General features: G+C 71.5%; 26 protein-coding genes and 3 pseudogenes. 13 read left to right on the plus strand and 16 right to left on the minus strand.

All coding sequences use genetic code 11. From position 1 onward, the window contains the following. Positions 1 to 429 precede the first annotated feature (429 nt). Together WJ438_RS10180 and WJ438_RS10185 are read left to right on the plus strand one after the other, a co-directional pair. A complete protein-coding gene (locus tag WJ438_RS10180; RefSeq protein ID WP_406724940.1) occupies positions 430 to 630 on the plus strand; it encodes a DUF4236 domain-containing protein in 201 nt (66 codons plus the stop codon). Positions 631 to 712: 82 nt separating this feature from the next. Continuing rightward, complete coding sequence (locus WJ438_RS10185) at positions 713 to 2242, plus strand: helix-turn-helix domain-containing protein (RefSeq protein WP_406724941.1); 1530 nt, start codon at positions 713 to 715, stop codon at positions 2240 to 2242. Here WJ438_RS10185 and WJ438_RS10190 read toward each other — a convergent pair. Together WJ438_RS10190 and WJ438_RS10195 are read right to left on the minus strand one after the other, a co-directional pair. After that, positions 2176 to 2700: a hypothetical protein gene (locus WJ438_RS10190; RefSeq protein ID WP_406724942.1), complete on the minus strand. Its 525-nt coding sequence runs from the start codon at positions 2698 to 2700 to the stop codon at positions 2176 to 2178. The two genes, WJ438_RS10185 and WJ438_RS10190, sit on opposite strands and share 67 nt — an antisense overlap. A gap of 392 nt (positions 2701 to 3092) precedes the next feature. Continuing rightward, positions 3093 to 3641: a TetR/AcrR family transcriptional regulator gene (locus WJ438_RS10195; RefSeq protein WP_406724943.1), complete on the minus strand. Its 549-nt coding sequence runs from the start codon at positions 3639 to 3641 to the stop codon at positions 3093 to 3095. Between the two features lie 304 nt (positions 3642 to 3945). Between WJ438_RS10195 and WJ438_RS10200 the strand changes: the two genes are divergently transcribed. After that, positions 3946 to 4413: a hypothetical protein gene (locus tag WJ438_RS10200; RefSeq protein ID WP_406724944.1), complete on the plus strand. Its 468-nt coding sequence runs from the start codon at positions 3946 to 3948 to the stop codon at positions 4411 to 4413. Between the two features lie 240 nt (positions 4414 to 4653). Here WJ438_RS10200 and WJ438_RS10205 read toward each other — a convergent pair whose 3' ends face one another. Both WJ438_RS10205 and WJ438_RS10210 read right to left on the minus strand, forming a co-directional pair. Continuing rightward, positions 4654 to 5592 (minus strand): sigma-70 family RNA polymerase sigma factor, encoded by a 939-nt coding sequence (locus WJ438_RS10205; protein WP_406724945.1) that lies wholly within the window; start codon positions 5590 to 5592, stop codon positions 4654 to 4656. A 10-nt stretch (positions 5593 to 5602) separates the two neighbouring features. Continuing rightward, positions 5603 to 6793: an NAD(P)/FAD-dependent oxidoreductase gene (locus tag WJ438_RS10210; RefSeq protein WP_406724946.1), complete on the minus strand. Its 1191-nt coding sequence runs from the start codon at positions 6791 to 6793 to the stop codon at positions 5603 to 5605. Between the two features lie 322 nt (positions 6794 to 7115). On the opposite strand from WJ438_RS10210, the gene WJ438_RS10215 reads away from it, so the two are divergent. Both WJ438_RS10215 and WJ438_RS10220 read left to right on the plus strand, forming a co-directional pair. After that, a complete protein-coding gene (locus WJ438_RS10215) occupies positions 7116 to 7346 on the plus strand; it encodes a hypothetical protein (RefSeq protein ID WP_406724947.1) in 231 nt (76 codons plus the stop codon). Then, entirely contained in the window at positions 7330 to 7470 is a 141-nt protein-coding gene (locus tag WJ438_RS10220) for a hypothetical protein (RefSeq protein ID WP_406724948.1), read from the plus strand. Before WJ438_RS10215 ends, WJ438_RS10220 begins: the two co-directional genes overlap by 17 nt. Positions 7471 to 7583: 113 nt before the next feature. Here WJ438_RS10220 and WJ438_RS10225 read toward each other — a convergent pair whose 3' ends face one another. Together WJ438_RS10225 and WJ438_RS10230 are read right to left on the minus strand one after the other, a co-directional pair. Further along, on the minus strand, positions 7584 to 8159 hold the full coding sequence (locus WJ438_RS10225) for a flavoprotein (protein WP_406724949.1): 576 nt from the start codon (positions 8157 to 8159) through the stop codon (positions 7584 to 7586). 162 nt (positions 8160 to 8321) lie between these two features. After that, positions 8322 to 9182 (minus strand): sulfurtransferase, encoded by an 861-nt coding sequence (locus WJ438_RS10230; RefSeq protein ID WP_406724950.1) that lies wholly within the window; start codon positions 9180 to 9182, stop codon positions 8322 to 8324. Positions 9183 to 9707: 525 nt separating this feature from the next. Between WJ438_RS10230 and WJ438_RS10235 the strand changes: the two genes are divergently transcribed. Continuing rightward, positions 9708 to 10688, plus strand: a complete 981-nt coding sequence (locus WJ438_RS10235; RefSeq protein WP_406724951.1) for an alpha/beta fold hydrolase — start codon at positions 9708 to 9710, stop codon at positions 10686 to 10688. Positions 10689 to 10796: 108 nt separating this feature from the next. Here WJ438_RS10235 and WJ438_RS10240 read toward each other — a convergent pair whose 3' ends face one another. From WJ438_RS10240 to WJ438_RS10250, 3 genes are read right to left on the minus strand one after another with little or no spacing between them, the layout of a single operon-like run. Beyond that, the gene (locus WJ438_RS10240; RefSeq protein WP_406724952.1) at positions 10797 to 11486 is read right to left on the minus strand and encodes a 3-oxoacid CoA-transferase subunit B; all 690 of its coding nucleotides are present in this window, start codon (positions 11484 to 11486) and stop codon (positions 10797 to 10799) included. Further along, a complete protein-coding gene (locus WJ438_RS10245; RefSeq protein WP_406724953.1) occupies positions 11483 to 12154 on the minus strand; it encodes a 3-oxoacid CoA-transferase subunit A in 672 nt (223 codons plus the stop codon). Before WJ438_RS10245 ends, WJ438_RS10240 begins: the two co-directional genes overlap by 4 nt. Next, positions 12151 to 13356 carry a thiolase family protein gene (locus WJ438_RS10250; protein ID WP_406724954.1) on the minus strand — a complete coding sequence of 402 codons (1206 nt, stop codon included), beginning with the start codon at positions 13354 to 13356 and terminating at the stop codon, positions 12151 to 12153. The genes WJ438_RS10245 and WJ438_RS10250 overlap by 4 nt, the downstream gene beginning before the upstream one ends. An 83-nt stretch (positions 13357 to 13439) precedes the next feature. On the opposite strand from WJ438_RS10250, the gene WJ438_RS10255 reads away from it, so the two are divergent. Further along, positions 13440 to 14324 (plus strand): LysR family transcriptional regulator, encoded by an 885-nt coding sequence (locus WJ438_RS10255; RefSeq protein WP_406724955.1) that lies wholly within the window; start codon positions 13440 to 13442, stop codon positions 14322 to 14324. A 49-nt stretch (positions 14325 to 14373) separates the two neighbouring features. Here the strand turns inward: WJ438_RS10255 and WJ438_RS10260 are convergent, their stop codons facing one another. Then, a complete protein-coding gene (locus tag WJ438_RS10260) occupies positions 14374 to 14568 on the minus strand; it encodes a hypothetical protein (RefSeq protein WP_406724956.1) in 195 nt (64 codons plus the stop codon). On the opposite strand from WJ438_RS10260, the pseudogene WJ438_RS10265 reads away from it, so the two are divergent. Further along, a pseudogene (locus WJ438_RS10265) lies at positions 14520 to 14714 on the plus strand (hypothetical protein); the annotation flags it as partial. The gene WJ438_RS10260 and the pseudogene WJ438_RS10265 overlap by 49 nt on opposite strands. Before the next feature lie 99 nt (positions 14715 to 14813). On the opposite strand, the pseudogene WJ438_RS10270 reads toward WJ438_RS10265, so the two are convergent. Next, a pseudogene (locus WJ438_RS10270) lies at positions 14814 to 15463 on the minus strand (DJ-1/PfpI family protein). Positions 15464 to 15617: 154 nt separating this feature from the next. On the opposite strand from WJ438_RS10270, the gene WJ438_RS10275 reads away from it, so the two are divergent. Then, positions 15618 to 16379: an IclR family transcriptional regulator gene (locus tag WJ438_RS10275; RefSeq protein ID WP_406724957.1), complete on the plus strand. Its 762-nt coding sequence runs from the start codon at positions 15618 to 15620 to the stop codon at positions 16377 to 16379. Positions 16380 to 16421: 42 nt separating this feature from the next. On the opposite strand, the gene WJ438_RS10280 is transcribed toward WJ438_RS10275, so the two are convergent. Next, positions 16422 to 16673: a hypothetical protein gene (locus WJ438_RS10280; RefSeq protein ID WP_406724958.1), complete on the minus strand. Its 252-nt coding sequence runs from the start codon at positions 16671 to 16673 to the stop codon at positions 16422 to 16424. Between the two features lie 485 nt (positions 16674 to 17158). On the opposite strand from WJ438_RS10280, the pseudogene WJ438_RS10285 reads away from it, so the two are divergent. Both WJ438_RS10285 and WJ438_RS10290 read left to right on the plus strand, forming a co-directional pair. Beyond that, positions 17159 to 19865: pseudogene (locus WJ438_RS10285) on the plus strand (SpoIIE family protein phosphatase). Between the two features lie 194 nt (positions 19866 to 20059). Then, positions 20060 to 20317, plus strand: a complete 258-nt coding sequence (locus tag WJ438_RS10290; RefSeq protein ID WP_406724959.1) for a hypothetical protein — start codon at positions 20060 to 20062, stop codon at positions 20315 to 20317. 187 nt (positions 20318 to 20504) lie between these two features. On the opposite strand, the gene catC is transcribed toward WJ438_RS10290, so the two are convergent. From catC to WJ438_RS10310, 4 genes are read right to left on the minus strand one after another with little or no spacing between them, the layout of a single operon-like run. Then, a complete protein-coding gene (gene catC, locus WJ438_RS10295) occupies positions 20505 to 20798 on the minus strand; it encodes a muconolactone Delta-isomerase (RefSeq protein ID WP_406724960.1) in 294 nt (97 codons plus the stop codon). A gap of 6 nt (positions 20799 to 20804) precedes the next feature. Next, a complete protein-coding gene (catA, locus tag WJ438_RS10300) occupies positions 20805 to 21662 on the minus strand; it encodes a catechol 1,2-dioxygenase (RefSeq protein ID WP_406724961.1) in 858 nt (285 codons plus the stop codon). Between the two features lie 25 nt (positions 21663 to 21687). After that, positions 21688 to 22791: a mandelate racemase/muconate lactonizing enzyme family protein gene (locus tag WJ438_RS10305; RefSeq protein WP_406724962.1), complete on the minus strand. Its 1104-nt coding sequence runs from the start codon at positions 22789 to 22791 to the stop codon at positions 21688 to 21690. Further along, complete coding sequence (locus WJ438_RS10310; protein WP_406724963.1) at positions 22788 to 23696, minus strand: LysR substrate-binding domain-containing protein; 909 nt, start codon at positions 23694 to 23696, stop codon at positions 22788 to 22790. The genes WJ438_RS10305 and WJ438_RS10310 overlap by 4 nt, the downstream gene beginning before the upstream one ends. Before the next feature lie 250 nt (positions 23697 to 23946). Between WJ438_RS10310 and benA the strand changes: the two genes are divergently transcribed. Then, a complete protein-coding gene (gene benA / locus WJ438_RS10315; RefSeq protein ID WP_406724964.1) occupies positions 23947 to 25293 on the plus strand; it encodes a benzoate 1,2-dioxygenase large subunit in 1347 nt (448 codons plus the stop codon). Further along, positions 25290 to 25796, plus strand: a complete 507-nt coding sequence (gene benB / locus WJ438_RS10320) for a benzoate 1,2-dioxygenase small subunit (RefSeq protein ID WP_406724965.1) — start codon at positions 25290 to 25292, stop codon at positions 25794 to 25796. Before benA ends, benB begins: the two co-directional genes overlap by 4 nt. The last annotated feature ends 6 nt before the right edge of the window (positions 25797 to 25802 follow it).

The following is a 25802-nucleotide window of genomic DNA, read 5'->3' on the forward strand; positions in this document are numbered from 1 at the left end:
CAACCACACCCGGCCCCCTGGGTGGGTGAACCATACGAAGGGCTCACCGCCTCCCGCAGGACAACGTAGGGAGCTTTTTGCCAACCAAGTTAGTCCGCCCAGGTCACAGACCGACAGCGGACTAACTTCGCTGTCAACGGACACCGCCCGACGGCACCCGCGCGCCCGGATACACCGGGCGCCCGCGGGCATCACACCCGGCTCCCGGACGCACCGATCCGGGCGCACCGAGCCGGGCACCCGGAACCGAGCCCGCCCCGCCGGCACCCCATACCGGAACACTTCGACCCATCCCTCCCCCCTCTCCCGAATCCGCCCTCCCCGCCTGCCATCACCGCGCACGGACGGGGTAACCGCACGGAGACGAAGCCAGTTCGCGCGGCGCCCGGCCCGGGCGCCGCGCTTCCACCGCCACAGAGGGAGGCCGGGATGCCACTCACGTTCCGCAAGAGCTTCAGGATCTTTCCGGGGGTGCGACTGAACCTCAACAAGCGCTCCTGGTCCGTCACCACCGGCGGCAAGCGCGGCCCGCGGCACACCACGAGCAGCACCGGGCGTCGTACGACATCAGTGGATTTGCCCGGGCCTTTCGGGTGGCGGCGCACCCGCAGCACCCGTCACACCAGGTAGTATTGACGTCATATCACCTGAATGGGCTTACCCAAGAGGCCCCGGGGAGGTGCCATCTCATATCTGAGATAGCCTCAGCCTCATGTCAGACGACTACCTCGTACGCATCGGCAAGCTCATCCGCGACGCCCGGCAACACCGCGGCTGGACACAGGCGCAGTTGGCGGAGGCTCTCGGCACCAGCCAGAGCGCCGTCAACCGCATCGAGCGCGGCAACCAGAACATCAGCCTTGAGATGATCGCCAGGATCGGCGAAGCGCTCGACAGTGAGATCGTCTCTCTGGGCTATGCCGGCCCCATGCATCTGCGGGTCGTCGGCGGCCGCCGCCTCTCGGGCGCCATCGATGTGAAGACGAGCAAGAACGCGTGCGTGGCACTGCTGTGCGCCTCGCTGCTCAACAAGGGCCGCACGGTGCTGCGCCGCGTCGCCCGCATCGAGGAGGTGTACCGCCTCCTGGAGGTGCTGAGCTCGATCGGCGTCCGCACCCGGTGGATCAACGACGGCGTCGACCTGGAGATCGTGCCGCCCACCACGCTGGACCTGGACTCCATCGACGCGGACGCGGCCCGCCGCACCCGCTCGATCATCATGTTCCTCGGCCCGCTGCTGCACCGCAAGGACCGCTTCATGCTGCCGTACGCGGGCGGCTGCGACCTCGGTACGCGCACCGTCGAGCCGCACATGATCGCGCTGCGCCGGTTCGGCCTGGAGATCGCCGCGACCGAGGGGCAGTACCACGCGGTGGTGGACCGTACCGTGCGCCCGGGCCGGCCGATCGTGCTGACCGAACGCGGGGACACGGTCACCGAGAACGCGCTGCTGGCCGCCGCCCGGCACGACGGCGTCACCGTCATCCGCAACGCCTCATCCAACTACATGGTCCAGGACCTGTGCTTCTTCCTGGAGGCCCTGGGCGTCAGGGTCGAGGGCATCGGCACCACCACGCTCACCGTGCACGGCGTGCCCACCATCGACGTCGACGTGGACTACTCCCCCTCCGAGGATCCGGTCGAGGCGATGAGCCTGCTCACCGCGGCCGTCGTCACGGAGTCCGAGCTGACGGTGCGCCGGGTGCCGATCGAGTTCCTGGAGATCGAGCTCGCGGTCCTGGAGGAGATGGGCCTCGACCACGACCGCAGCCCCGAGTACGTCGCCGACAACGGCCGTACCCGGCTGGTCGACCTCACGGTCCGGCCCTCCAAGCTGGAGGCGCCGATCGACAAGATCCACCCGATGCCGTTCCCCGGCCTGAACATCGACAACGTCCCGTTCTTCGCGGCGATCGCGGCGGTCGCGCAGGGCCAGACCCTCATCCACGACTGGGTCTACGACAACCGCGCCATCTACCTGACCGACCTCAACCGCCTCGGCGGCCGCCTCCAACTCCTGGACCCCCACCGCGTCCTGGTCGAGGGCCCCACCCGCTGGCGCGCCGCCGAAATGATGTGCCCGCCGGCCCTGCGCCCGGCCGTGGTCGTCCTGCTGGCGATGATGGCCGCGGAGGGCACGTCGGTGCTCCGCAACGTCTACGTCATCAACCGGGGTTACGAGGAACTGGCCGAACGCCTCAACTCGGTCGGGGCGCAGATCGAGATCTTCCGGGACATCTGAGCGGCGATGTCGCCGCACCCCGCCTGGCCTGCGGTGAAGTCGGTCAGAAAGGGATGCGGCGGCATCCGTGGGACTTCTCTGGGGCTTTGAGCCTGCGGCGGGCTCCACGGAGGTGTCTGCCGGGAGGTGAGCGTCTCCTGCGGGCGGGCCGGCCGCGGGTGGTCGATGAGGTGTCGGCGCCCGGCGGTCCGGTGCTGGAGCTCAGGCAGGCGGCCGAGGGCCGCGCCGAGCGCGGCGATCCAGACCAGCAGCAGGGGCAGTGAGACGAACGCCGTCGGGGTCAGGGCGGTGGACAGCAGCAGGTAGCCGATGCCGGACGCGGTGATCGTGACGGCAAGGGCCCAGCCGGTGACGGCCTTCCAGCGCCGCAGCAGTGAGCCGTGCCGCGAGGCCGCGCAGGTAGCGGCGGCGAGCGCGGCAAGCGCGAACATCTTGACGCCGTCCACGCGCTGGACCACCTCGAACAGCGTGCCAGGCCCTGCCCGGGGACGCCGGATCGGCCCCGGACACGGCGATCAGCTCCAGGGCGAGCTGCACGAACGCGAGTGCGCCCGCGGCCACCCCGGCCCGTCCGGCGAAGCGAGCCGTGGCGTTGCCGGTCCGGCGGGCCCAGCCGAGCAGTCCGGATCCGACGACCACCAGGCCGGCGGCCGCCACCCCGTGCACGAGCAGCGCCTGAGCGATCGCCTGGACCGGCCGGTCGGCGTACGCGGTCGCGATCCGGGCGTGTGTGGCGCCGACTTCGGGTGTGGCGCCCCAGGCGACGGCGAGCCCGACGATCCATGCCGCGGCGTGTGTGTATCCGGCGACGCGGGGGGGGCGGCGGCGGCCGTCCCCGCAGCGATCACGGTCATGCGGTCTCTCCCTGACTTTTGTCGTGGATGGCACGGGCGAACGCCTCGCAGCCGGCTCGCCAGGCGGCGTCCAGGTCCGCGCCGGGCGGGAAGCGGCCGTCGAGTTCGAGCACGGCCATGCCGTGCGCGAACGCCCAGAGCGAGCGCGCGATGTCGATGTCGCCGTGCGCCGCGCGGACCAGCGGCATCGCCGCGCGGTCCTCGAGCCCTTCGGGCAGCGCGGTGCGGGCGAGCGGCCGGGTGTGGGTGATGCGGTAGAGGTGCGGGTGGGCGAGGGCGTGCCGCCGGTAGGCGCGGGCGAGCGCGGGCAGGGGCGGTTCAACACCGATCTCGGCTTCGGCGGCCTCCAGCTCCTGCGCCAACTGGGCCATGCCCTGCGCCTGGAGGGCGGCCTCGACGGCGGCCTTGTCGGGGAAGTGCTTGTACAGGGACGGTGCCCGGATGCCGACGCGCTCGGCGATGCGCCGCATCGACAACGCGTCCGGCCCTTCGGCCTCGAGCAGCTCCCGGGCGGCGGCCGTGATCTGCTGCGCGCGGTCAGCCACGGCCCGCCGTCCGTGCGGTGGCGATGCCGGTGGGCCGGCCGGGTCCGGCAACGGGCCGGGGGCTGCCGGTGGGTGTGGTCGTGGTGGTGGTCACGGTGGTCCTTCCATGGGGGGCCGATCAGATGGAGCTAACAGCGTTAGCCGCACAGTCGCCACCCTAAGGCTAACACTGTTAGCCGTCAATCCTGGAGGGTGCCTTCCGCGTCGCCGGCGACTGTGTGGATCAGCAGTCCGCCCCGGCCGCACTCGGGACTCCCGGGCGACTTCGGCGAGCTGCCGGCCCTTCTCGAAACGGGAACGGCTCGTGCACCACCACGGCTACCTGTGGACCGGCCCGAAGGCACGCTTCGACGACGAGGCCCTGCGGCGGCCCCCGCATCCCGATCCGCCCCCGGCCGGAAGCAGGCCGGAACTGATCCAGCGCTACCGCCAGGTGGCCGCGGAGTTCTCCACGTCGAACCTCCCACCCCTGGAGACGGCGTACTGGCTCGTCAAGCCCCGTTCATCGGTTCGGGGCACGTGGGACGAGGCGGAGGAAGCGGCGGCCTGGCTCGGTAAGCGGCTGGCCGAGTACGCCCCTCGGTTCGCGCCGGAGAGGGACCGGAACACCCTGCGTCTGGCCCCGCTGGTGAGCGCTGCCGCCGGACGGCTGCACTCGGGTGCCGATGTGGCGTACGGCTACTACCTCGAACGCCCCTCGTATCTCTCCCTGGCCGTGGTGACGTGCTCCCCGAATCGCGCGATTCCCGAACTGGCGTGCCCCGTGGCGTAGTCGGCGGGACGGGTGCGCTGTTCGGGCTCGTCCGGCGCGGGCCCGGTCGCGGTTCTCGCGCACGACGGTGGACCCGGCCGATCGGTGGAGCGCCACCGCGGCCCCGTCGGTGGACGGTGTCACGCGGCGACCGCGTTCGCACCCCGACGGGCGAGAGCCGCGCACGCGCCCAGGACGGCATCGCGCCCGCAGTCGTGCCCGCGATGGTCCGGACGCGTCACCGGATTCCGGTGGCTCCGGTCACCATGCGCCGATGACCGGCGCGTCGGGTTCGTGTTGCCGCCAGGCCTCGTTGAGGCGCGCGAGCCGGTCCGCGGCGGCGATGCCGCACAGGAACGCGACCTTGCCGTCGCCGACTTCGAACGCCACGACGCCCACGACCCGGTCGTCGACCACGGCGAGGACGGACGGGGAGCCGTTGACCAGCGCGATGTGGAACGCGGGCGAGCCGCCGGCCAGCCGCCGCTTCGCCGGCGTGGGCTTGAAGCCGGCCCGCACGTAGGAGGCGATCCGCTCGCGCGTCGTGTACCGCAGCAGCCGCCTGGCCAGTCCGGCGCCGTCCGAGACCGCCGTCACGTCGTCGGTGAGCAGCTCCACCAGCCGTTCGGTGCGCCCCGACGTGGCGGCGGCGAGGAACTCCTCGACGACCCGGCGCGCGGACGCCGGGTCCACCTCGTCGCCGCGGCGGCGCTCGGCGGTGACCCGGCGTCGGGCCCGGTGGGCGTGCTGCTGGCTCGCGGACTCGGTGATGTCGAGGATCTGGGCGATCTCGGCGTGGGGGTACGAAAAGGCCTCACGCAGGACGTAGACGGCCCGCTCGACCGGTGAGAGGCGCTCCATGAGGGTCAGTACGGCCAAGGACACCGATTCGCGCTGCTCGAAGGTGTCGGCCGGGCCGAGCATCGGGTCGCCCTCGAGGAGCGGCTCGGGCAGCCAGGCACCGGCCGCTCGCTCGTGGCGCGTCTGCGCCGAGCGGAGCCGGTCGAGGCAGAGATGGGTGACGACCTTGGTCAGCCACGCCTCCGGCACCTCGATGTGTTCGCGGTCCGCGGCCTGCCAGCGCAGGAACGTGTCCTGCACGGCGTCCTCGGCGTCGGCCGCCGAGCCGAGCAGACGGTACGCGAGCGAGGCCAGCCGGCCCCGGCTGGCCTCGAACCGATCGATGGCTGTGCTGTCCATGCGGAACAGGCTATGCGGCGGCCCTCGCACCGGACAGGTCCGGTGCGGTGGCCAGGCGGCGCTTGCGCTTCGGCATGCCGAAGGTCGGGTGGGCGATGCCCCACCCGGCCCCCTTGAGCACGCCCGACTTGAGCCGCGCGGCGGCCCGGCCGCCCAGGTACCAGGACTTCGACCGGACGTCCCCGTCCACCATCTGGAAGATCGCGTCCCGCCGCCCGAGGCTGATGTGGTTGCCGTAGTACTTCAGCCCGGTGGTCGGGACCTCGCCGCCCGTCAGGCGCGCGATGATCGCGGCGGTCGCCTGCATGTTGGTGAAGCCGGCCGAGGCGCAGGACATCGGCAGCGGCAGGCCGTTCTCGCCGATCGCGTAGGCGCAGTCACCGGCGGCGTAGACCTCCGGGTGCGAGATTGAGCGCATGGTGCGGTCGACGACGATCTGGCCGGTCTCGGCGACCTCCAGGCCGGCGGCGGCGGCGATGGGGTGCACGGCGAACCCGGCCGACCACACGGTCACGTCGGCCGGGAGGGACGTACCGTCGGCGGCGATCGCCCGCGTCGGCTCGACGGCTTCGATGCCGGTGTGCTCGTGGACGGTGATGCCCAGCCGGTCGAAGGCGCGGCGCAGGTGACGGCGGGCCTTCGGGGAGAGCCAGGCGCCCAGCTCGCCGCGGGCGGCGAGCGCGACCGAGAGGTCGGGCCGGGCCTCGGCGAACTCGGTGGCGGTCTCGATGCCGGTCAGCCCCTCGCCGACGACCAGCACGGTGCCGCCCCCGCCCAGGCCGGCCAGGCGCTCGCGCAGACGCAGCGCCGAGGACCGGCCGGCCACGTCGAAGGCGTACTCGGCCACGCCGGGGACGCCGTGGTGGGCGACGGAGCTGCCGAGCGCGTAGAGAAGCGTGTCGTACACGAGCTCGCCGTCGCCGTCCTCGCCGGTCACGGCGACGGTCCTGCGCTCGGGGTCGACGCCGGTGACGCGCGCCAGGCGCAGCCGCACCCCGGTGCCCGCGAACACGTCGGCGAGCTTGCGGACCGCGACGTCCTGGCCGGTCGCGAGCTGGTGGAGCCGCATCCGCTCGACGAAGTCGGGCTCGGCGTTGACGACGGTGATCTCGGTGTCGGCGGGGGAGAGCCGGCGGGCCAGGTTTCCGGCGGCGAAGGCCCCGGCGTATCCGGCGCCGAGGACGACGATGCGGTGCTTCATGGCGTTGCTCCTGTCTCGTTCGCGTGCCCCTTGAACGAGACGGCGCCCCGATTGCTGACAGGAGCCGGGTGTGACACGGGTCACTGATCCAAGGCGGGCGGCTGAGCCTTCGGCGGACGCCCGGGTCCGCCCTGGGCGGTCGAAACGGGGCTATGGCCGACCACGGATCGAGAGGGCCGGCCATCGGTCGACATCACACCCGCGCCCACCACACGACGTGGCGGAGGACCGGCGCACCGCCCACTCTCCGCGTCCGTACGCTGACTCGGTGTACGGGGTGCCGTGCTCGTCCCCACCCGAGCCCGACCGTCACTCTGGCGTCATGAACCACGCGATTCCCCAAGTCGGCACCCTCACCGCCGCCTTCACCCAACTGCTGTCGTCCAAGCGGCGCGGCGCCCGGCTCGCCCGACTCCTCGCCGTGACGGAGCTGCACTCCTGGGGCGCTCCGCAGGACCTCACGGAGCGTGCCGAACTGGTCGTCGCGGAGCTGGCCGCCAACGCCGCGCTCGCGATCCGAGAGGACCAGAACCCCAATGAGCAAGGCCGATGACGCCGAGAGCCTGGTCCAACAGGCGCTCGACAAGGCGTTGGTCACCCAGCAGTCGCCGGCGAGGAAGAACGCCGAGCGCCTGCGGCGAGTCCACCCCGGCGACACTCCACAGCGACGCGCCTGACCCTGAAGACAGAACCGTCTGAATCATCGGAGCTGAGACAGCGGCCGCAGACTGCAGTCGGGCCTCATCGTCCTCTTCCGGGACATCCGAGGGGCGGGGCCGATCGCGGCGCGCTACGCAGGCACCCTGGGTTCCAGGAGGTCCAGCGCCTCCGTCCAGCGGAAGCCGTCGGCGCCTCCCCCGGCCTTCGGTCGGTGCGGTTCGTGCGAGCCGAGCAGGACGCCCATCCCGGTCAGCCGCTCCAGACTCTGCCGGTAGGCCGGATGGGCGGCCTGGGCCGCGTTGAGGTACGGCAGGACGGCGATGGGGACGCCCATGCCGTACGCCTCGCACAGGATGCCCAGGGCGAGGGTGTCGGAGATACCGGCGGCCCACTTGTTGACCGTGTTGAACGTGGCCGGGGCCACGGCGATCGCGTCCGCGGGAGGGAGGGGGCGGGCCTCGCCGGGCTTGCGCCAGGCGGACCGGATCGGATAGCCGGTCTGCGCCTCGATCGCTTCCGTGCCGAGGAAGCCCAGTGCCTGCGGGGTGGCCACGACCCCGACGTCCCAGCCCCGTTGCTGCGCGGCGGTGATCAGCGTGCCGACGTCGCCGGCTATCCCGCTCGCGCAGACGACGACGTACAGGAAGGGCTTCTCGTCCGAGGCGGACGGGGTGGACGGGACGGTCGGGGCGGTCGGCTCGGTCACGCGGGGACTCCCGGTCGGCGGCTGAAGTGACGCAGTCCGGGCAGGATACGGCGGCGGTCGCGGGCGCTGAGGTCGGCGGTGGATGTGTGAGGGGCACCCGACCGCCCGGCAGGGCACCCCCGGACAGCGCGGGTCCGGGGGCGTCCGGGTGAGCCGGGGCTGTCAGTCGACTTCGAGGGGGAGGGCCGGGTCGGCGGCCCACTCGGTGAGGGAACCGTCGTAGATCGCGACGTCGGGGCGGCCGAGGAGGGCCAGCTGGAAGGCCAGGCCGGTGGCGGCGATGCCGCTGCCGCAGTACGTGATGACCTTCTTGGACTCGTCCAGGGCGCCGGCGTCGTCGAAGAGCTCGCGGACCTCGTCCGGGCCGCGGAAGAGGCCGTCGGAGTCGGCGAGTTCGGGGAACGGAACGTTCGTGCTGGACGGGATGCGGCCCGGGCGTGCGTAGGTCTGGCGGGTGCCCGCGAAGGTCGGCCGGTCGAGGGAGTTCACCAGCCGGGTGCCGGGGTCCTCGATCGCGGCGAGGACCGCGTCCTTGTCGGCGTACAGCTCGGGACGGCGGTTTGCGGTGAACACGGCGGGCTCGTTGGACTCCACGCCGCTCTTGACCTCGTGGCCCGCTCGGATCCAGGCGGGGAGGCCGCCGTTCAGCACCGAGACGTCGTCGAAGCCCTCGTAGCGCAGGTTCCACCACAGCCGGGTGGCCCAGATGTTCGGGCCCTGGTCGTAGACGACCACGTGCGTGCCGGGGCCGACGCCGAGAGCGCCGAGCCGGGCGGCGAATGTCTCGCTGTCGAGCGCGGTGAACGTGGTGGCCGCGTCGGGGTCGGCGAGGTCGTTCAGCAGGTCGGCGAAGACGGCGCCGGGTATGTGGGCCTTCTCGTAGGCCTGGCGGCCCGACTCGACGTCGTAGTAGCCGTCGCCTTCGGGCTGGGTGAGGAAGGTGGTCGCGTCGAGGATCCGGATCGCGGGGTCCCCGAGGCGCTCGTGCAGCCAGGTCGGGTCCACCAGCAGGGGGTGAGACATGCGCGTTTCCTTTTCTCGTATTTATTACGGCCCCCGGCAAAACGCCGAGGTGTCCTACAAACGTACCTGTTTGAGATGCATGTCTCAGTAGGCGGACATCTGGGTGGTTCGAGGGCCTCGTGTCCGGCCGCAGACGGGAGAAGTCCCCTGGGGCTTCTCCGGACATTCCGGTGTCTCGACAGGTGGGAGCGTGCACCGGCCGAAAGGCCGTCTGCACAGGTCAGCGCCCGTCATCCGTCCGGCACGGAGAAGCAGGGAGTCAGAGGGTCAGAGGGCCCGTAGGTCTCTTGCGGACCCTTTCGACCCTCGCTGGTGCGTGTCCGGGAGGGGTTCGGCGGTGTCTCCGGGAGGCGCCGGCCCATGTTCACGGTGACCTCGGACCGGGAGGCGCGGGGCCGGGATGCGCGTCGGGAAGGGCTCACACACGCCGGCTCGGTTTTCACTCGACCGGACCAGCTCATGGTGCCGCACCAGCCGGTGGAACGCAGTGTCGTCGTGCAGTCGTCCCCTCGAGAAAGAGTGGTCATGAAGCACATACGGCACGCCGCTCGGCGGGTACTCCCCCTGGCCGTCCTCCTTCCCGCCGCGGCCCTGACGGCCGCCTGCCCGTCCGTGGCATCCGAGAGCGGCGGAGGTGCGGAACCCCGTGAGGGCACCAAGCCGACCGTCGTGCTGGTGCACGGCGCCTGGGCGGACGCCTCGGGCTGGGACGAGGTCGTTCGGAGCCTCCAGGCCCAGGGCTATCCGGTGGTCGCCACCGCGAACCCGCTGCGCGGCCTCTCCGGTGACTCCGACTACCTCGCCGCCCGACTGAAGTCGATCGAGGGTCCCATCGTGCTCGCCGCCCACTCCTACGGCGGCGCCGTCATCACCAACGCGGCGGCCGGCAACCCGAACGTCAAGTCCCTCGTCTACATCGCCGGGTTCGCCCCGGACCAGGGCGAGACCACCCTGCAGTTGACGGCCAAGTACCCCGGCAGCCGTGTGACGGAGGACCCCGAGGCGCCCGTGCCCACCGCCCTGGACGCCGTTCCGTTCGGCAGCGGCCCCACCGACGTCGATCTCTACCTCAAGCCGGACAAGTTCAGCGACGTCTTTCTGAGCGACCGTCTCGAGGCGAGCCGGGCCGACGTGCTCGCCGCCTCGCAGCGGCCGGTGGCCGTCGCCACCGGCAGCGAACCGACCACGGCGGTCGCGTGGAGGACGATCCCCTCCTGGTACCTCGTCGCCACCGACGACCGCACGATCGGTACCGAGAACCTGCGCTTCATGGCCGAGCGGGCGGGCTCGACCACCGTCGAGGTCGACGCCCCGCACGCCGTACTGGAGACCGACCCGGACGACGTCACCGACCTGATCCTGCAGGCCGCGCACGGCTCGCACCCCCGTCTCGCCGAGGCCGGCGCGGGTGAGCAGGCCGCGGTCCTCGGCGGTGCGGCGGTCCTCGCGATGGCCGGGGGCACGGCCCTGATCGCCCGGTCCCGTCGCGCCGGAGGCGGCCGCTGACGTTCTTCTCCGAGCATGCGTCAGAGCGTGCGACGGCCTGCCCGCGAGGTGCGGGCAGGCCGTCGGTGCGCGGTCGGGCAGGCCGTCGGTGTGCGGTCGGCCCGTGTCTCACGCCTCGGGGGCGAGCAGGGGTACGTCGAGGCGGGCGGCGAGTTCGTCCAGCGTGGTGCCGAAGGTCTGGGTGACCCTGAGGCCCTGGGGGGTGACGTCGAACACCGCCTGGTCCGTGTAGACGCGGTCGACGCAGCGCAGCCCGGTGAGCGGGTAGGTGCACTCGGGCACCAGCTTGGGGGCGCCGGTCTTCGTGAAGAGCGTCATCATCACGAACACCTTCTTGGCGCCGATCGCCAGGTCCATGGCCCCGCCGACGGCGGGGATGGCGTCGGGTGCTCCCGTGTGCCAGTTGGCCAGGTCACCGGTGGCCGAGACCTGGAACGCACCCATGACGCAGATGTCCAGGTGGCCGCCGCGCATCATCGCGAACGAGTCGGCGTGGTGGAAGTAGGCGGCTCCCGGCAGTTCGGTCACCGGGACCTTGCCCGCGTTCGTCAGGTCGGGGTCGACCTGGCCCTCCTTCGCCGCGGGCCCCATGTTGAGCATGCCGTTCTCGGTGTGGAGGACCACCCCGGAGTCGGCGGGCAGGTGGTCGGCGACGAGGGTCGGCTGCCCGATGCCCAGGTTGACGAAGGCACCCTGGGGGATGTCGCGCGCCACGAGGGCGGCCATGTCGTTCTTGCTCAGCGGACCCCGGCCGTTCAGCGGACCTCGGTCGTTCATCGCTCGGCTGGTCGCGTTCATGCGGTGACTGCCTCCTTGACCACGCGGTCGACGTAGATGCCGGGGGTCACGACGGTTTCGGGATCGATCTCGCCGGTCTCGACGATCTCGCGGACCTGCGCGATCACCGTGGTCGCGGCGGTGGCCATGACCGGACCGAAGTTGCGGGCGGTCTTGCGGTAGACGAGGTTGCCCATGCGGTTGGCGCGGTGGGCGCCGATCAGCGCGACGTCACCCCTGATCGGGTACTCCAGCACGTAGGTGCGGCCGTCGATCTCGCGGGTCTCCTTGCCCTCCGTGAGGAGCGTGCCGACTCCGGTGGGGCAGAAGAAGGCGCCGATGCCGGCCCCGGCCGCCCTCATCCGTTCCGCGAGGTTGCCCTGGGGGACCACCTCCAGTTCGATCCGGCCCGACCGGTAGAGGCCGTCGAACACCCAGGAGTCCGCCTGGCGCGGGAAGGAGCAGATCACCTTGCGGACCCGCCCCTTGGCCAGCAGCGCGGCCAGTCCGGTGTCGCCGTTGCCGGCGTTGTTGGACACGACGGTGAGGTCCTTGGCGCCCTGGCGTATGAGGGCGTCGATCAGGTCGACCGGCATGCCGGCCATTCCGAACCCTCCGACGAGTACGGTCGAGCCGTCCTCGATCCCGGCCACCGCCTCGTCCGCGTGGTCGCACAGCTGTGTGTTCATCGGTTGCCTCCCGAGACGTTCTCCAGGACCACGGCGAGCGCCTGGCCGACTCCGATGCAGATGGCGGCGACGCCCCAGCGCTGCCCCGACTCCCGGAGCCGGTGCGCCAGGGTGCCCAGGAGCCTGCCGCCGGAGGCACCCAGGGGGTGGCCGAGCGCGATCGCGCCGCCCTTGGCGTTGACGATCTCCGGATCGACGCCCCAGGCGTCCACGCAGGCCAGCGACTGGACGGCGAAGGCCTCGTTGAGCTCGACGGCGGCGACGTCGGACCAGGTGATCCCGGCGCTCTTCAGCGCCCGGTTCGCCGCCTCCACGGGGGCGTATCCGAACAGCTGCGGGTCCAGCGCGGACACGCCCCGGCCGGCGACGCGGGCGAGGGGGTCGGTGCCGATGCGTGCGGCGGCCTCGCCCGAACCGAGCAGGACCGCGGAGGCGCCGTCGCTCAGCGGGGAGGCGTTGCCGGCGGTGATGACGCCGTCGGGGCGGAAGACGGGCTTGAGCCCGGCGAGCTTCTCGACGGTCGAACCGGGGCGGATCCCCTCGTCCCGGGTGACGGTCGTGCCCTTGCGGTCCGCGACGACGGGCACCACCAGGTCGTCGTAGAAGCCCGCGTTCCAGGCCTCGTCGGCGAGGTTGTGGGAGCGGGCGGCGAACTCGTCCTGTCGCTCGCGGGCGATGGTGAAGCGGTCGCCCAGCTGCTCGTTCGCCTCGCCCAGGGAGACGGTCCACTCCTTCGGCATGCGCTGGTTGACCAGTCGCCAGCCGAGCGTGGTGGACACGGCGGTCGCGTCCCCGGCGGGGAACGCGCGCGAGGGCTTGGGCAGGACCCAGGGCGCCCTGGTCATCGACTCGACGCCGCCGGTGAGCACGATGTCCACGTCACCGGTCTCGATGGCGCGGGAGGCGATGATGGCTGCGTCCAGGGAGGAGCCGCACAGCCGGTTGACGGTCGTGGCGGGGACCGAGGTGGGCAGTCCCGCGAGCAGGACGGCCATCCTGCCGACGTTGCGGTTGTCCTCGCCGGCGCCGTTGGCGTTCCCCCAGACGACGTCGCCGATCTCCGCCGGGTCGAGCGCGGGGGTCTTGGCCAGGGCCCCGGTGACAGCCACCGCGGCGAGGTCGTCGGGCCGGACCTCGGCGAGGGCGCCCGAGAACTTCCCGAAGGGCGTTCTTGCTGCTGCGTAAAGGTAACTGTCGCTCACGCCTCCACGGTACGAGCGCCCGCTTCATCATGTCCAAGACCTAGTCCGCATCGATTCATAAGTCGGTCTTATAAAATAGGCTCATGGAACTCCGTCAGCTCCGCTCCTTCCTCGCCCTGGCCGAGGAGTGCCACTTCGGGCGCGCGGCCGCCCGCCTGCACGTGGCGCAGCCGGCTCTCTCCCAGCAGATCAAGCAGTTGGAGCGGGAACTGGGCGTCTCGCTGTTCAACCGGTCCACCCGGCGCGTCGAACCGACCGAGGCCGGCCGCCACCTCACCGACTACGCACGCGCCCTCGTCACGGAGGAGGAACGCGCGCGGACCCACATGCGGGAGCTGGCCACCGGTCACGCGGGCCGGGTCTCCGTCGGCTTCATCGGCACGGCCACCTACGACGTCCTGCCGAGGGTCGCCCGCACCGTACGGCTGAAGCTGCCCGGAGTCACCCTGGACCTGCGGGGTGAGCTCCTCACCCCCCGGCTCGTCGAGGGCCTGCTCTCGGGCGTGTTCGACCTCGCAGTCCTACGGGGCGCGGCGTCGGAGGAGAACATGCGCATCACGCCGTTGCGGTCCGAACCGCTGGTGGCCGTACTGCCGTCCCACCACGAGCTGGCGGGACGCCCGAGCATCCCGCTGGAGGCCCTGGCCGGCGAGCCGTTCGTCATCCACCCCTCGCAGTCCCGGTCCTCGATGTACGACCGGGTCCTGTCCGCCTGCCGACGGGCCGGCTTCCGGCCCGACCCGCTCCTCGAGGTGGGCGAGACGGCCACCCTGGTCGTCCTCGTCGCGGCCGGCCACGGCGTGGCCCTCGTGCCGCAGTCGGTGCAGAGCCTGAGCCTCGAGGGCGTGACCTACGTACCGCTCGCCGATCCCGAGTCCGTCGAACTGGTACTGGCCCGGCGCGCGCACCGCGTCTCGGCCGCGACCGAGCAGGTCGCCTCGGTGATCGAGGACTGTGCCCGCGGCTGAGGCACCCGCGGCCGGGAGAGGGTTTCCGCTCCGGGACGTCCGGCGGGGCTCATCCCGCCGGTGCGGTGATCTCCCTCTTGAGGATCTTGCCGCTGGGGCCGGTCGGCGGGGTGTCCGTGAGCCACACCTCGCGCGGGTGCCTGTACGCCGCTACCCGGTCCTTGACGAACTCCCGCAGTTCGTCGGGCGTGGCCTGTGCTCCGTGGCCATGGTCGTCGCCGCCGCAACGGCGGAGGCGGCCCACTTGGTGGAGGTGGTGCTGCGGCCCTGCCCGACCTCCCGGCCGCGGAGCGTGCCCGCCACCCGGAAGCCCCGGAGCACTGGTTCGCCACCTCCGGCTCCGCCAAGGACGCGGCCCCACACCTGTTCGTCCACCCCCACACCGTCCGCCACCGGCTGCGCCGCGTCGAGGAGTTGGCGGGCCGCTCCCTCTCCGGTCCGCGAGCGGCGGCGCCCACTCGGTTTCGTGGAGCCGCCCGCCGGGCGGGGTTACCGGAGGATGAAGCGGCTTCTGGCGCGGAGCTCGTCGACGAGTGCCGCGGGGGCCTTCCGGGGGAGCCCGCGTCGTAGGGCGGCTGGGGGTCGTACTCGGTCCCCAGTTGGACGGCCTGCGCGTGTTCGTCGCCGGCGACCCTGCCGACCAGGGTGAGGGCCATGTCGATTCCGGAGGAGACGCCGGCCGCGGTGATGAACTTGCCGTCGATGACGACGCGTTCGCCGGTCGGTTCGGCACCGAACGCGGCGAGGCCGTCGAGCGCCAGCCAGTGCGAGGTGGCGCGGCGGCCTTCGAGCAGCCCGGCCGCCGCCAGCAGGAGCGAGCCCGTGCACACGGAGACGATGCGCTCGGCACTCCAGGCGTGCTCCCGGAGCCAGTCGATCAGCCGGGGAGCGGGGTGGCGGATGCCGTTGCCACCCGGGACGAGCAGGGTGTGCGGCGCTTCGGCCTCGCCCAGTGCGCAGTCCGGGACGACGGTGAGACCGCTCGAGGTACGGACCGGAGCGCCGTCGAGCGAGGCGGTGCGGATCTCGTACGGGTCCCCGCTGTGGCGCCCTGCCCCCGTGAACACCTCCATGGGGCCGGTCACATCGAGACTCTGCACGTCGTCGAAGACGACCACCAGCACCGATCTCCTCGTCATGGCATTCATCTTCCGCGGGGCACCTGATGGCTGCAACGACGGATACCCCACTCTTCCTGCCACGCGGAGGCCACTGCCGTGGAGCCGGTGCCAGGGAGCCGGTGCCAGGGAGCCGGGCTTGCCTCTGTTTTCGCCCGGCGGAAGGATGCCGGGCATGGCAGGCAACTCCGCGAGGTCCGGACGTTCCGTGACCAGCCGCGCGCTGGCGATCCTGGGAGCCTTCGACGGGCGGCATCGGCGGCTCAGCCTCACCGAGCTCGCCAACCGCGCCGACCTCCCGGTCCCGACCGCGCACCGGCTGGTCGGCGAGCTCGTCGCGTGGGGCGCGCTGAGCCGTACCGCATCGGGGGAGTACGTCGTCGGGCGCCGGCTGTGGGACATCGGCCTGCTCGCGCCTGTGCACACCGGGCTGCAGCAGACCGCTTCCCCGTACCTCCACGACCTCTACGGCGCGACCCTGGCCACCGTGCACCTCGCGGTGCGCGACGGCCTGCGGGCGCTGTACGTCGACCGGCTCTCCGGACACGCCTCGGTGCCGGTGGTCAGCGCGATCGGCTCCCGTCTGCCGCTGCACGCGACAGGGGTCGGCAAGGTGCTGCTCGCGCACGCCCCGGCCGACGTTCAGGACGAGGTGCTCGCCGACCTCCCCCGGATCACCCCCTACACGGTGAGCCGGCCGGGTCTGCTGCGTGGCCAGCTCAAGAAGGTGCACGAGGACGACTACGCCACGACGGTGGAGGAGATGAGCCTGGGCGCCTGCACGGTGGCCGTGCCGATCCGGTCGGACGGCGCGGTGGTGGCGGCGCTCGGCATCGTCGCCCCCAGCCTCACGCGCGACCGGGCGCGGCTGGTCAGCGCCCTGCAGGTGGCGGCCCGGGGTATCGGGCGGAGCCTCATGGGCCCGGTCGCCGGCTGAACGCCGCCCCGCCACGGGGGCCGCACCCGTTCCCTCCCTGCGTCAGAGGTCTCCGAGGACGTTCCGGCGGGCCGCCTCGGCCTTGCGGTTGAGCCGGTCGGTCATCCGCACGGCGGTGAGGGTGAACGCGATGCCGCCGCCGACGAGCAGGATCTGGGTGACGACGCCGACGATGCGGATGTCCTGGGTGGCGAGGGCGGCGGCCAGCATGACGAACCCGCCGGACGCCCAGGCGCACCAGACACGCAACTTCTCGACTCTGACCGCTGTCTGGAACTTTCGATGGCCGGCCATGGCTTCCCCCTGCGGTGGTGTCGCTCCTGAGCCGCATTGTGGCGCGCTGTGCCCTCCGCGCGCAGCGGTTCCGCACCGGCCGGTTCGCACAGCCGGGTCCGGGTCCGGGTTCACGGTTCCGGGTTCGGCGGTGGGCTCGGGAGGGCCGCGCTCGACCGAACCGGACCGGGGCCGAGCGGGTACCGTTGACTCGTTCGCGAGGAATGCGAAGAAAATCCGGTGCGATGGTCCCGGTGTCCGCTCGCCGGACGCGACGCCGCGGAGGCCCCACACCGCCAGTCGTCCCTCGTCGGGTGGCCGTCCGGCGGACGGTTGGTCACGGACAACCGGAGCACCACTGCCGAGGAGGCGAACGATGCAGTGACCACACATTCCCGTCGCTCTCCCCCATATCACCCCGCCCCTCCGGGGGCCGGGCCGCACACGCGGGATCGGCCCGCCGGCCGGCCCGGCAGGGGGACCGGCGCGGCGGGGGTTCCTGGCCGGTGCGGCCCTCCGGGCGACTGCGGTCCCTGCTCCGGGTACGCAGCGTGGCCGGTCAGGTGTTCGTGCTTCAGGTCCTGATCGTGACCCTGGTCATCACCGCCGCGCTGGTCGCACTCGTGTTCCAGGCCCGGCGTGACAGCGCCCACGAGGCCCAGTCGCGGTCCCTGGCCGTCGCCACGACGTTCGCGGCCTCCCCGCAGACGGTGACGGCGATGACCGGCCCCGACCCCAGCAGGGTCCTGCAGCCGCTCTCCGAGCGGATCCAGCGGGCGACCGACGTGGATCTCATCGTCGTGTACTCGAGGGACGGGGTCCGCTACACGCACCCCGACCCCTCTCAGATCGGGAAGGCCGTAACCGGCCCGCTCAAGCCGCCGACCTCCCCCGGACGAAGACCATCGAGACGGCCAAGGGGCGCTCGGTGGTCGCGTACGCCCCTGTCACCGAACCCGATGGGACGATGGTCGGCTCGGTGGGAGTCGGGATCACGGTCCAGAAGGTGGCGGGCATGGCGGCCCAGCAGTTTCCGGTGATCCTGGGGACCGCGGGCGGGGCCTTGGTCCTCTGCGCGGGCGGCACCGCTCTGGTGAGCCGACGGCTGCTGCGCCAGACCCACGGTCTCGGTCCGGTGGAGATGACACGGATGTACGACCACCACGACGCGGTGCTGCACGCGGTGCGGGAGGGGGTGCTGATCGTAGGGGGTGACGGGCAGCTGGTGCTGGCCAACGACGAGGCGCGGCGGCTGCTGGATCTGCCGCCGGACGCGGAGCGGCGGGAGATCACCGACCTGGGTCTGAGCCCGGCCATCGTCGAACTGGTGACCTCGGAGCGGACGGCCACCGACGAGGTGCTCCTCTCGGCCGACCGGTTGCTGGCGGTCAACAAGCGACGCACCGTGCCCGACGACGGGAGTGCCGGGAGCGTCGTGACGCTCAGGGACACCACGGAGTTGCGGGCTCTGTCCGGTCGCGCCGAGGCCTCACGGGAGCGCCTGAGCCTTCTCTACGAGGCAGGGGCACGGATCGGCTCCTCCCTGGACGTGGAGCGCACCGCGCACGAACTGGCCGGGGTGGCGGTTCCGCGCTTCGCCGACCTGGTCACCGTCGACCTGGCCGAGGAGGTGCTGCGCGGCGAGGAGCCGACCGGGCGGAGCACCGTAATGCGGCGGACCGGCGTGAGCACCGTCCACACCGGCCTGCCGCTGATGGCGGTGGGCGAAACCGTTCGCTTCCCCGACGCCACACCACAGGCACGGTGCGTGAAGAGCGGCCGGGCGGTGCTGGAGGCGGATCTGAGCGCCGCCGAGGGATGGCGGACGCTGGCCCCCGACCGCGCGGAGGAGTTCCTGGGCCACGGTATGCATTCCCTGATCGCGGTACCCCTGCGGGCCCGCGGCACGGTGCTGGGCTCGGTGGACTTCTGGCGCTCGGAGCGAGCGGAGCCGTACGACGAGAACGATGTGCTGTTCGCCGAGGAGCTGTCCGCCTGGGCCGCCGTGGCGCTCGACAACGCCCGCCGCTACACCCGCGAGCACGCGATGGCGGTCACCCTGCAACGCAGTCTGCTGCCCCGTGACCTGCCGGACCTGAGCGCGCTGGAGGCGGCCCACCGCTATCTGCCGGCTCAGGCCGGGGTGGGCGGGGACTGGTTCGACGTGATCGAGTTGTCCGGCGCCCGGGTGGCACTGGTGGTCGGGGACGTGGTGGGGCACGGTCTGCACGCGGCGGCCACCATGGGGCGGCTGCGCACCGCGGTGCACAACTTCGCCACCCTCGACCTCCCACCGGACGAACTGCTGGCCCGGGTGGACGACCTGGTGGCCCGGCTCGACCGGGAGCGGGCGGACCAGGGTGAAGACGAGGGAATCATCGGGGCCACCTGCCTGTACGTCGTCTACGATCCTGCCTCCGGCAGGTGCACCATGGCCGGGCAGGCCACCCGCCGCCCGCCCTCGTCCGTCCGGACGGCACCGTGACCTTCCCCGACGTGCCCGCCGGTCCGCTGCTGGGCCTGGGCGACCTGCTCTTCGAGACCGCGGAACTCGAGGTGCCCGAGGGAAGCCGGCTCGTCCTCTACACCGACGGGCTCATCGAGAGCCGCGACCGGGACATCGACGTCGGCCTGGAGATCCTGCGCGGCGCACTGTCCCACCCCGACCGGACTCCCGAGCAGACCTGCGACGCGGTGCTCGACGCCCTCCTGCCGAACGGCGGGAACGACGACATCGCCCTGTTGGTCGCTCGCACCCGAATGCTCGCCCCCGAGCGGGTCGCCGACTGGGACGTGCCCCCCGAAGCCGCGGCCGTGGCCGGCATCCGCGCCCACGTCACCCGGCAGCTGGCGGCATGGGACCTGACGGACGCGGGCTTCACGACCGAGCTCATCCTCAGCGAACTGGTCACCAACGCCATCCGCCACGGCACCGTCCCCATCCACGTCCGCCTGCTGCGGGACCGCCGCCTGATCTGCGAGGTCTCCGACGGCAGCAGCACCTCACCCCACCTGCGCCAGGCGAAGGCCACGGACGAGGGCGGACGCGGCCTGTTCCTCGTCGCCCGCTACGCCGAACGCTGGGGCACCCGGTACACACCCACCGGCAAGGTGATCTGGGCCGAGCAGCTCCTGGACGGCGGGGCGAGCGAACCCGACACCGCCCTGACCGGCGACGACGTCCTCGACCAGTGGTCCGACACGATCCTGTGACCCCTGCACGGCCTGTTCGCCGCCGGTTCTGGGCCTCGGTGTGTCGCGCCACCGCATCCCGCGCCGTGCGGTGGCCGGCGGACGCAACCCTTCCGGGGCGGGCGGTGGTCTTACCGGGCGTCGTGCGCGGAGGCCGGTACGATCCCGCCTCGGGCGACGCGGACCGGTGACGACCGACGGGAAAGGCACAGCCCGTGGAAATCGACCCCGCCCTCCGCCTGGACGTCCCCGAGGACTTCGACGACTCGGACGCCGAGACCCGGGTCCACCCCATGGCGCGCAAGCCGTTCCCCTCCACGACCGCCGCGGGGGCGTTCGGCAAGGCCCAGAAGTGGGTGCGGGAGCACAACGTGTTCCTGGTGGACGTCTCCTGGGACTACGCCTACGACGAGGACGAGCCCTACACCCTGTGTGTCTACTCCAGGCTCGAGTGCGGCCCCGAGGACGGCTGACGACGGCAGTGCCGGTCGGGGGCCGACCGCGGAATCGTCAGCACTTCGGGCATCAGTGTCTCACTTGCCTCAGATGAGCGGAGCGTGAGCACTTTCCGGGAAAGTGCTCACGCTCCGCGAGTCAGACCGAACCCGCCCACCGCCGGCGGCGCCCCCTCCCCCGCCTCCGAGGTCACCGCCTTGTCCCTCAGGCCACGTCCTCGGCGGCGAGGTCGGACGGGTGCTGGGCCAGTGGCGTGACCTCGATCGTCATGAAGGGGAAGAGCGGGAGGTTCCACAGGATGCGGTGCAGGGCCTCGTTGTCGGCGACGTCGAAGACACTGAGGTTGGAGTACTGGCCGACGCACCGCCAGATGTGCGCCCACTCCCCCGACTTCTGCAGGTCCCGGCAGTACGCCTTCTCCCGGGCCACCAGGTCCCCGCGGACCTCGGGGTCGAGGTCACGCGGGATGTCGACGTCCATGCGTACGGCGAAGAGCACTGTGGATCACACCCTGTCGAGAACGAAGTCGTAGGTGACCTCACGGCCGGGGCCGTCCTCCACCGGGGTGGGGTCGAGGACCAGCTCGGGCTTGACGGCGGTGGCGATGTCGTCGGCGACATGGGTGCCGCCCTTGAAGTACAGCTGGGTCGTGATGAGCTGGTGGCCGTCGGCCGACACCTTCAGGTGGAGGTGTGCCGGGCGCCAGGCGTGCCAGCCGGCGGCGGCGATGAGCTTGCCGCAGGAGCCGTCGGTGGGGATCTGGTACGGGGCGGGCTCCATGGTGTGAATCTTGAAGTTGCCCCGGTCATCGGCGACGACGGTGCCGCGCAGGTTCCACTCGGGCAGACCCGGCGCGAACTGCGAGTAGAAGCCCTCGTCGTCGGCGTGCCACATCTCCACCGTCGCGCCGGCGAGCGGGGTACCGTCCACGGACCTGACCTGGCCCTGGAAGAGCAGCGGGGTGCCCTTCTCGTCGTCCCGCATGGGCAGGGTGGCCTCCGCGGGCAGGCGCGGCGCGTCGGCCACGTAGTACGGGCCCTCGATGCTGCCCTTGCTGCCCTCGCGGTGCTCGTTGGCGACCTCCTCGACGGCGTGCTCCACCCACACGTCCAGGAAGAGCGGCCACTCGCCGTCCTCGCCGACCTGGATCATCCACGCCTTGAGGGCGTTGTACTCGTCGTACGTCACCTTGTGGCGGCGGATGATGTCATGGGCGGCGTTGAGCAGTTCGGTGGCGAGCATGTCCACGCGCGCGGTGTCGGTGTGGACGTCGCCGGCGCTCACCCGGGTGCGGAACTGTTCGGTGGCGGCGGCTCCGGAGCCGGCTGCGGTGGCCTGCTGCTCGGTGATGCTTTCGGTCATGGTTTCCGTCCCTCGCAATCGTGTCTCAGTGGTCCTGGCGGTAGCGGTTCAGCTTGTCGGCGTCGATCTCGATGCCGAGTCCGGCGCCCTCACGCACGCGCAGGGTGCCGTTCTCGATGCTCAGCGGTTCGGTGAGCAGGTCGTCGCTCATGTCGAGGAAGTTGGACAGCTCGCCGGCGTGGCGGCAGGCGGAGCGGTGCGCGGCGCCGAAGGCGACCGAGCACAACGTGCCGATCTGGCCGTCGATCTGATTTCCCATCACCACCGGCACGCCCAGCCCCTCGCACTGGTGCAGGACGCGCTGGGAGGCGGTGAAGCCGGTGCGGGCGGTCTTGACGCTGATGGCCGTCGCCGAGCCGCCGAGGACCTCGCGGGTCACCTCCGCGGCGCTGGTGGCGCTCTCGTCGGCGATGAACAGCACCGGGCTCCGGGCGACCAGCCAGCGCCGGGCGAGTACGTCGTCGGCGGGGCACAGTTCCTCGGCGAAGGTCAGCCCGAGGTCGGCGGTCTCGCGCAGGACACGGGCGGCCTCCTGCGCGGTCCAGCCCCGGTTGCCGTCGATGTAGAGCTCGACGTCCGGGCCGAGTGCCTCGCGCAGGGCCCGGCAGGCCGCCACGTCGTCGGTATAGGGCCGGCGGCCGACCTTCACCTTGAAGGTGGTGATGCCGTGGGTGTCGCGGATCCGTTCGGCCTCGGCGACCATCTCGGCGGCGGGCGCGAAGCCCACCATGTGGCTGACCCGCATGCGGTCGGTGTAGCCGCCGAGCAGTCCGGACACCGGCAGTCCGGCCACCTGGCCGACGATGTCCCACAGCGCCATGTCGATGGCGGCCTTGGCGGTCGGGTTGCCGACGGTGCGGTCGAGGCGTTCGTGGACCGCCTCCCGCTCCAGCGGTGTCAGTCCGAGGAGCTGCGGCTCGAAGATCCGGCGGATCACCGCGACGATCGACTCCTGCGTCTCGCCGTAGGTGTACGGGCGCGGCGGCGCCTCGGCGGTGCCGACCAGACCCCCGTCGGTGTGCACCCGGACCAGGACGTGGTCGGCGGTGTGCACCTCACCGCTGGCGAAGCGCAGGGGCTTCGTGTACGGAATGGCGAAGGGAATGGCCTCCACCCGGACGATCTTCATGCCACTCCTTCGAGTCCTTCGAGGAACACGTGGTTCCGCTCCAGCACACCGAGCAGGTTCCGCAGCAGCGGCGAGGTGTCGTCCCGGCGCCACGCGAGGTCGAGCCGGACGCTCAGCGCGTCCTCGATCTCCTTGCACAGCACGCCCTCGCGGGGCGCGGAGCGGATCGAGTCGGGCAGCATCGCGATGCCGAGGCCCGCGGCGACCAGTGCCAGCGCGGCAGAGGTCTCGGTGACCTCGTAGGCGCGGTGCGGATAGAAACCGGCGGCCAGGCAGGTGCGGACGACGGCGTCGTTGACGACGGAGCCGAGGCCGGCTCCGTACAGGACGAAGTCCTCGTGCCGCAGTTGCTCGACGCGGACGGTGTCGGCCTCGGCGAGCCAGTGCTGTTCGGGCACGGCGAGGACCAGGGGCTCGGTGGCGATGGCGCGGTGTTCGATGCCTTCCTGGCGGACCGGGGGCCGCAGGACGCCGATGTCGAGGCGGCGCTCGATCAACCCCACTTCCTGTGCGGGCGTGAGCATCTCGGTGTGCACCTCCAGCATCACTTGGGGCATCTCGCGCTTCATCAGCCGTGCGAGAGCGGGTAGTTGTCGGTACGAGGCGGAACCGGTCAGGCCGATCCGCAGGACGCCCTCGGCACCCGAGGCGAACCGCGCCACCCGGGCGACCGCCTCGTCGACGGCCGCGAGGACGCGCTCCGCGTCGATACGGAACACTTCGCCGGCGCCGGTCAGCGCGACCTGCCGGGTGGTCCGGGTGAACAGCTCCACACCCAGTTCCGTCTCCAGGCGACGGATCGCCTGGGAGAGCGGGGGCTGGGCCATGTGCAGCCGCTCCGCGGCCTTTCCGAAATGCCGGGTCTCGGCGACGGCCACGAAATACCGGAGATGCCTGAGTTCCACCCAGTCGCCCCTTTCCGTTCCCGGGGGCTTCGGGTAGCCCCAGAGTAGAGAGCCTTTCCCATACCGCACAAATACCTGATTCCAGGATATTGAGACGACTGGGATATCAATACCCCCCTGGGTCAACCCTGGGGAAATGCCTGGGGCCGACTCTTCACCGCGCTGCCATGGTGCTGCAAAGCGGCCGTCACACGCCGTTGCCGACCGGAGTCACCGGCCGGCGGGCCACGAAGCAGCGGAGGGACGGACCATGACGGAGGACCTCAGCCGTGCGCGGACCCTCCTCGAGAACGCTCTCGAGGAGGACCCCGACAACGGTGTGTACCGGGTACGGCGCAGCGTGTTCACCGACGAGGAGCTCTTCGAGCTGGAGATGCGGCACATCTTCGAGGGCAACTGGGTCTATCTGGCGCACGAGAGCCAGATCCCGAAGGTCGGGGACTACTTCACCACGTACATCGGCCGTCAGCCCGTGGTCGTCTCCCGTGACAAGCACGGCGAGCTGCACTGCCTGGTCAACGCGTGCAGCCACCGCGGTGCCATGCTGTGCCGCCGCAAGACCGACAACCGCACCACGTTCACCTGTCCCTTCCACGGCTGGACGTTCAGCAACAGCGGCCGGCTGCTGAAGGTCAAGGACCCGCGGGAGGCCGGCTACCCCGAGCAGTTCAACAAGGACGGCTCGCACGACCTGACCAGGGTCGCCCGCTTCGAGAACTACCGCGGCTTCCTGTTCGGCAGTCTGAACCCGGACGTCAAGCCGCTCACCGAACACCTGGGGGACGCCGCGGCCGTCATCGACATGATCGTCGACCAGTCCCCGGAGGGCCTGGAGGTGCTGCGCGGCTCCTCCACGTACACCTACGACGGCAACTGGAAGCTCCAGGCGGAGAACGGCGCCGACGGCTACCACGTCTCCGCCACGCACTGGAACTACGCCGCCACCCAGGCCCGCCGCACCTCCGGCGAGTCGAAGAACGACACGAAGACCATGGACGCGGGCGGCTGGGCCAAGCAGAAGGGCGGCTACTACTCCTTCGACCACGGCCACCTGCTGCTCTGGACGCACTGGCTCGACCCCGCCAACCGGCCCCTGTACGACCGGCGCGACGAGCTGGCCGAGCGGGTCGGACCGGAGCGCGCCGACTGGATGATCGGCGTCTCCCGCAACCTGTGCCTGTACCCGAACGTGTACCTGATGGACCAGTTCAGCTCGCAGATCCGGCACTTCCGGCCGATCTCCGTGGACAGGACCGAGGTCACCATCTACTGCATCGCTCCCAAGGGAGAGGCACCCGAGGCGCGCGCCCGGCGCATCCGGCAGTACGAGGACTTCTTCAACGCCACCGGCATGGCCACCCCGGACGACCTGGAGGAGTTCCGCTCCTGCCAGAAGACGTACCGGGCCGGCGCCGCCCCGTGGAACGACTTCAGCCGCGGCGCGGCGCACCGCGTCGACGGCCCCGACGAGGACGCCGAACGCATCGGCATCCGCCCGCTCGCCAGCGGTGTCCGCACCGAGGACGAGGGGCTCTACCCCATCCAGCACGGCTACTGGGTCGAGACCCTGCGCAAGGCCCTGGAGGTGGCGAAGTGACCACGGCGACCGAGTCGATCACCCTCGAAGGCGTCCGCCGGTTCCTCCACCGCGAGGCCCGCCACCTCGACGACCGCGAGTTCGAGAAGTGGCTGGAGTGCTACCACCCGGACGCCGAGTTCTGGATGCCGGCCTGGGCCGACGACGACACGCTCACCACCGACCCGCAGCGCGAGATCTCGCTGATCTACTACCCGAGCCGGGCCGGCCTGGAGGACCGCGTCTTCCGCATCCGCACCGACCGCTCCAGCGCCACCAGCCTGCCCGAGCCGCGCACCGGCCACAACATCACCAACGTGGAGATCACCGGCACGGACGGCGACCGGGTGGAGGTGCGGTTCAACTGGTTCACCCTCTACTACCGCTACCAGCACACCGACACGTACTTCGGCACGTCGTTCTACACGCTCGACGTCTCCGGGCCCGAGCCGCTGATCACCCGGAAGAAGGTCGTCCTCAAGAACGACTGCGTGCACCACGTGGTCGACATCTACCACCTGTGAACGCGG

The sequence above is a fragment of the Streptomyces sp. GD-15H genome (assembly GCF_045291515.1).
In the GTDB taxonomy this organism is placed as follows: domain Bacteria; phylum Actinomycetota; class Actinomycetes; order Streptomycetales; family Streptomycetaceae; genus Streptomyces.

What these genes read in the sequence shown, in the direction of transcription:
- WJ438_RS10180 (WP_406724940.1), top strand. Translation starts at nt 430, where the DNA reads ATGCCACTCACGTTCCGCAAGAGCTTCAGGATCTTTCCGGGGGTGCGA.
- WJ438_RS10185 (WP_406724941.1), top strand. Translation starts at nt 713, where the DNA reads ATGTCAGACGACTACCTCGTACGCATCGGCAAGCTCATCCGCGACGCC.
- WJ438_RS10205 (WP_406724945.1), bottom strand. Translation starts at nt 5,592, where the DNA reads ATGGACAGCACAGCCATCGATCGGTTCGAGGCCAGCCGGGGCCGGCTG.
- WJ438_RS10210 (WP_406724946.1), bottom strand. Translation starts at nt 6,793, where the DNA reads ATGAAGCACCGCATCGTCGTCCTCGGCGCCGGATACGCCGGGGCCTTC.
- WJ438_RS10215 (WP_406724947.1), top strand. Translation starts at nt 7,116, where the DNA reads ATGAACCACGCGATTCCCCAAGTCGGCACCCTCACCGCCGCCTTCACC.
- WJ438_RS10220 (WP_406724948.1), top strand. Translation starts at nt 7,330, where the DNA reads ATGAGCAAGGCCGATGACGCCGAGAGCCTGGTCCAACAGGCGCTCGAC.
- WJ438_RS10230 (WP_406724950.1), bottom strand. Translation starts at nt 9,182, where the DNA reads ATGTCTCACCCCCTGCTGGTGGACCCGACCTGGCTGCACGAGCGCCTC.
- WJ438_RS10235 (WP_406724951.1), top strand. Translation starts at nt 9,708, where the DNA reads ATGAAGCACATACGGCACGCCGCTCGGCGGGTACTCCCCCTGGCCGTC.
- WJ438_RS10240 (WP_406724952.1), bottom strand. Translation starts at nt 11,486, where the DNA reads ATGAACGCGACCAGCCGAGCGATGAACGACCGAGGTCCGCTGAACGGC.
- WJ438_RS10245 (WP_406724953.1), bottom strand. Translation starts at nt 12,154, where the DNA reads ATGAACACACAGCTGTGCGACCACGCGGACGAGGCGGTGGCCGGGATC.
- WJ438_RS10255 (WP_406724955.1), top strand. Translation starts at nt 13,440, where the DNA reads ATGGAACTCCGTCAGCTCCGCTCCTTCCTCGCCCTGGCCGAGGAGTGC.
- WJ438_RS10275 (WP_406724957.1), top strand. Translation starts at nt 15,618, where the DNA reads ATGGCAGGCAACTCCGCGAGGTCCGGACGTTCCGTGACCAGCCGCGCG.
- WJ438_RS10280 (WP_406724958.1), bottom strand. Translation starts at nt 16,673, where the DNA reads ATGGCCGGCCATCGAAAGTTCCAGACAGCGGTCAGAGTCGAGAAGTTG.
- catA (WP_406724961.1), bottom strand. Translation starts at nt 21,662, where the DNA reads ATGACCGAAAGCATCACCGAGCAGCAGGCCACCGCAGCCGGCTCCGGA.
- WJ438_RS10305 (WP_406724962.1), bottom strand. Translation starts at nt 22,791, where the DNA reads ATGAAGATCGTCCGGGTGGAGGCCATTCCCTTCGCCATTCCGTACACG.
- benA (WP_406724964.1), top strand. Translation starts at nt 23,947, where the DNA reads ATGACGGAGGACCTCAGCCGTGCGCGGACCCTCCTCGAGAACGCTCTC.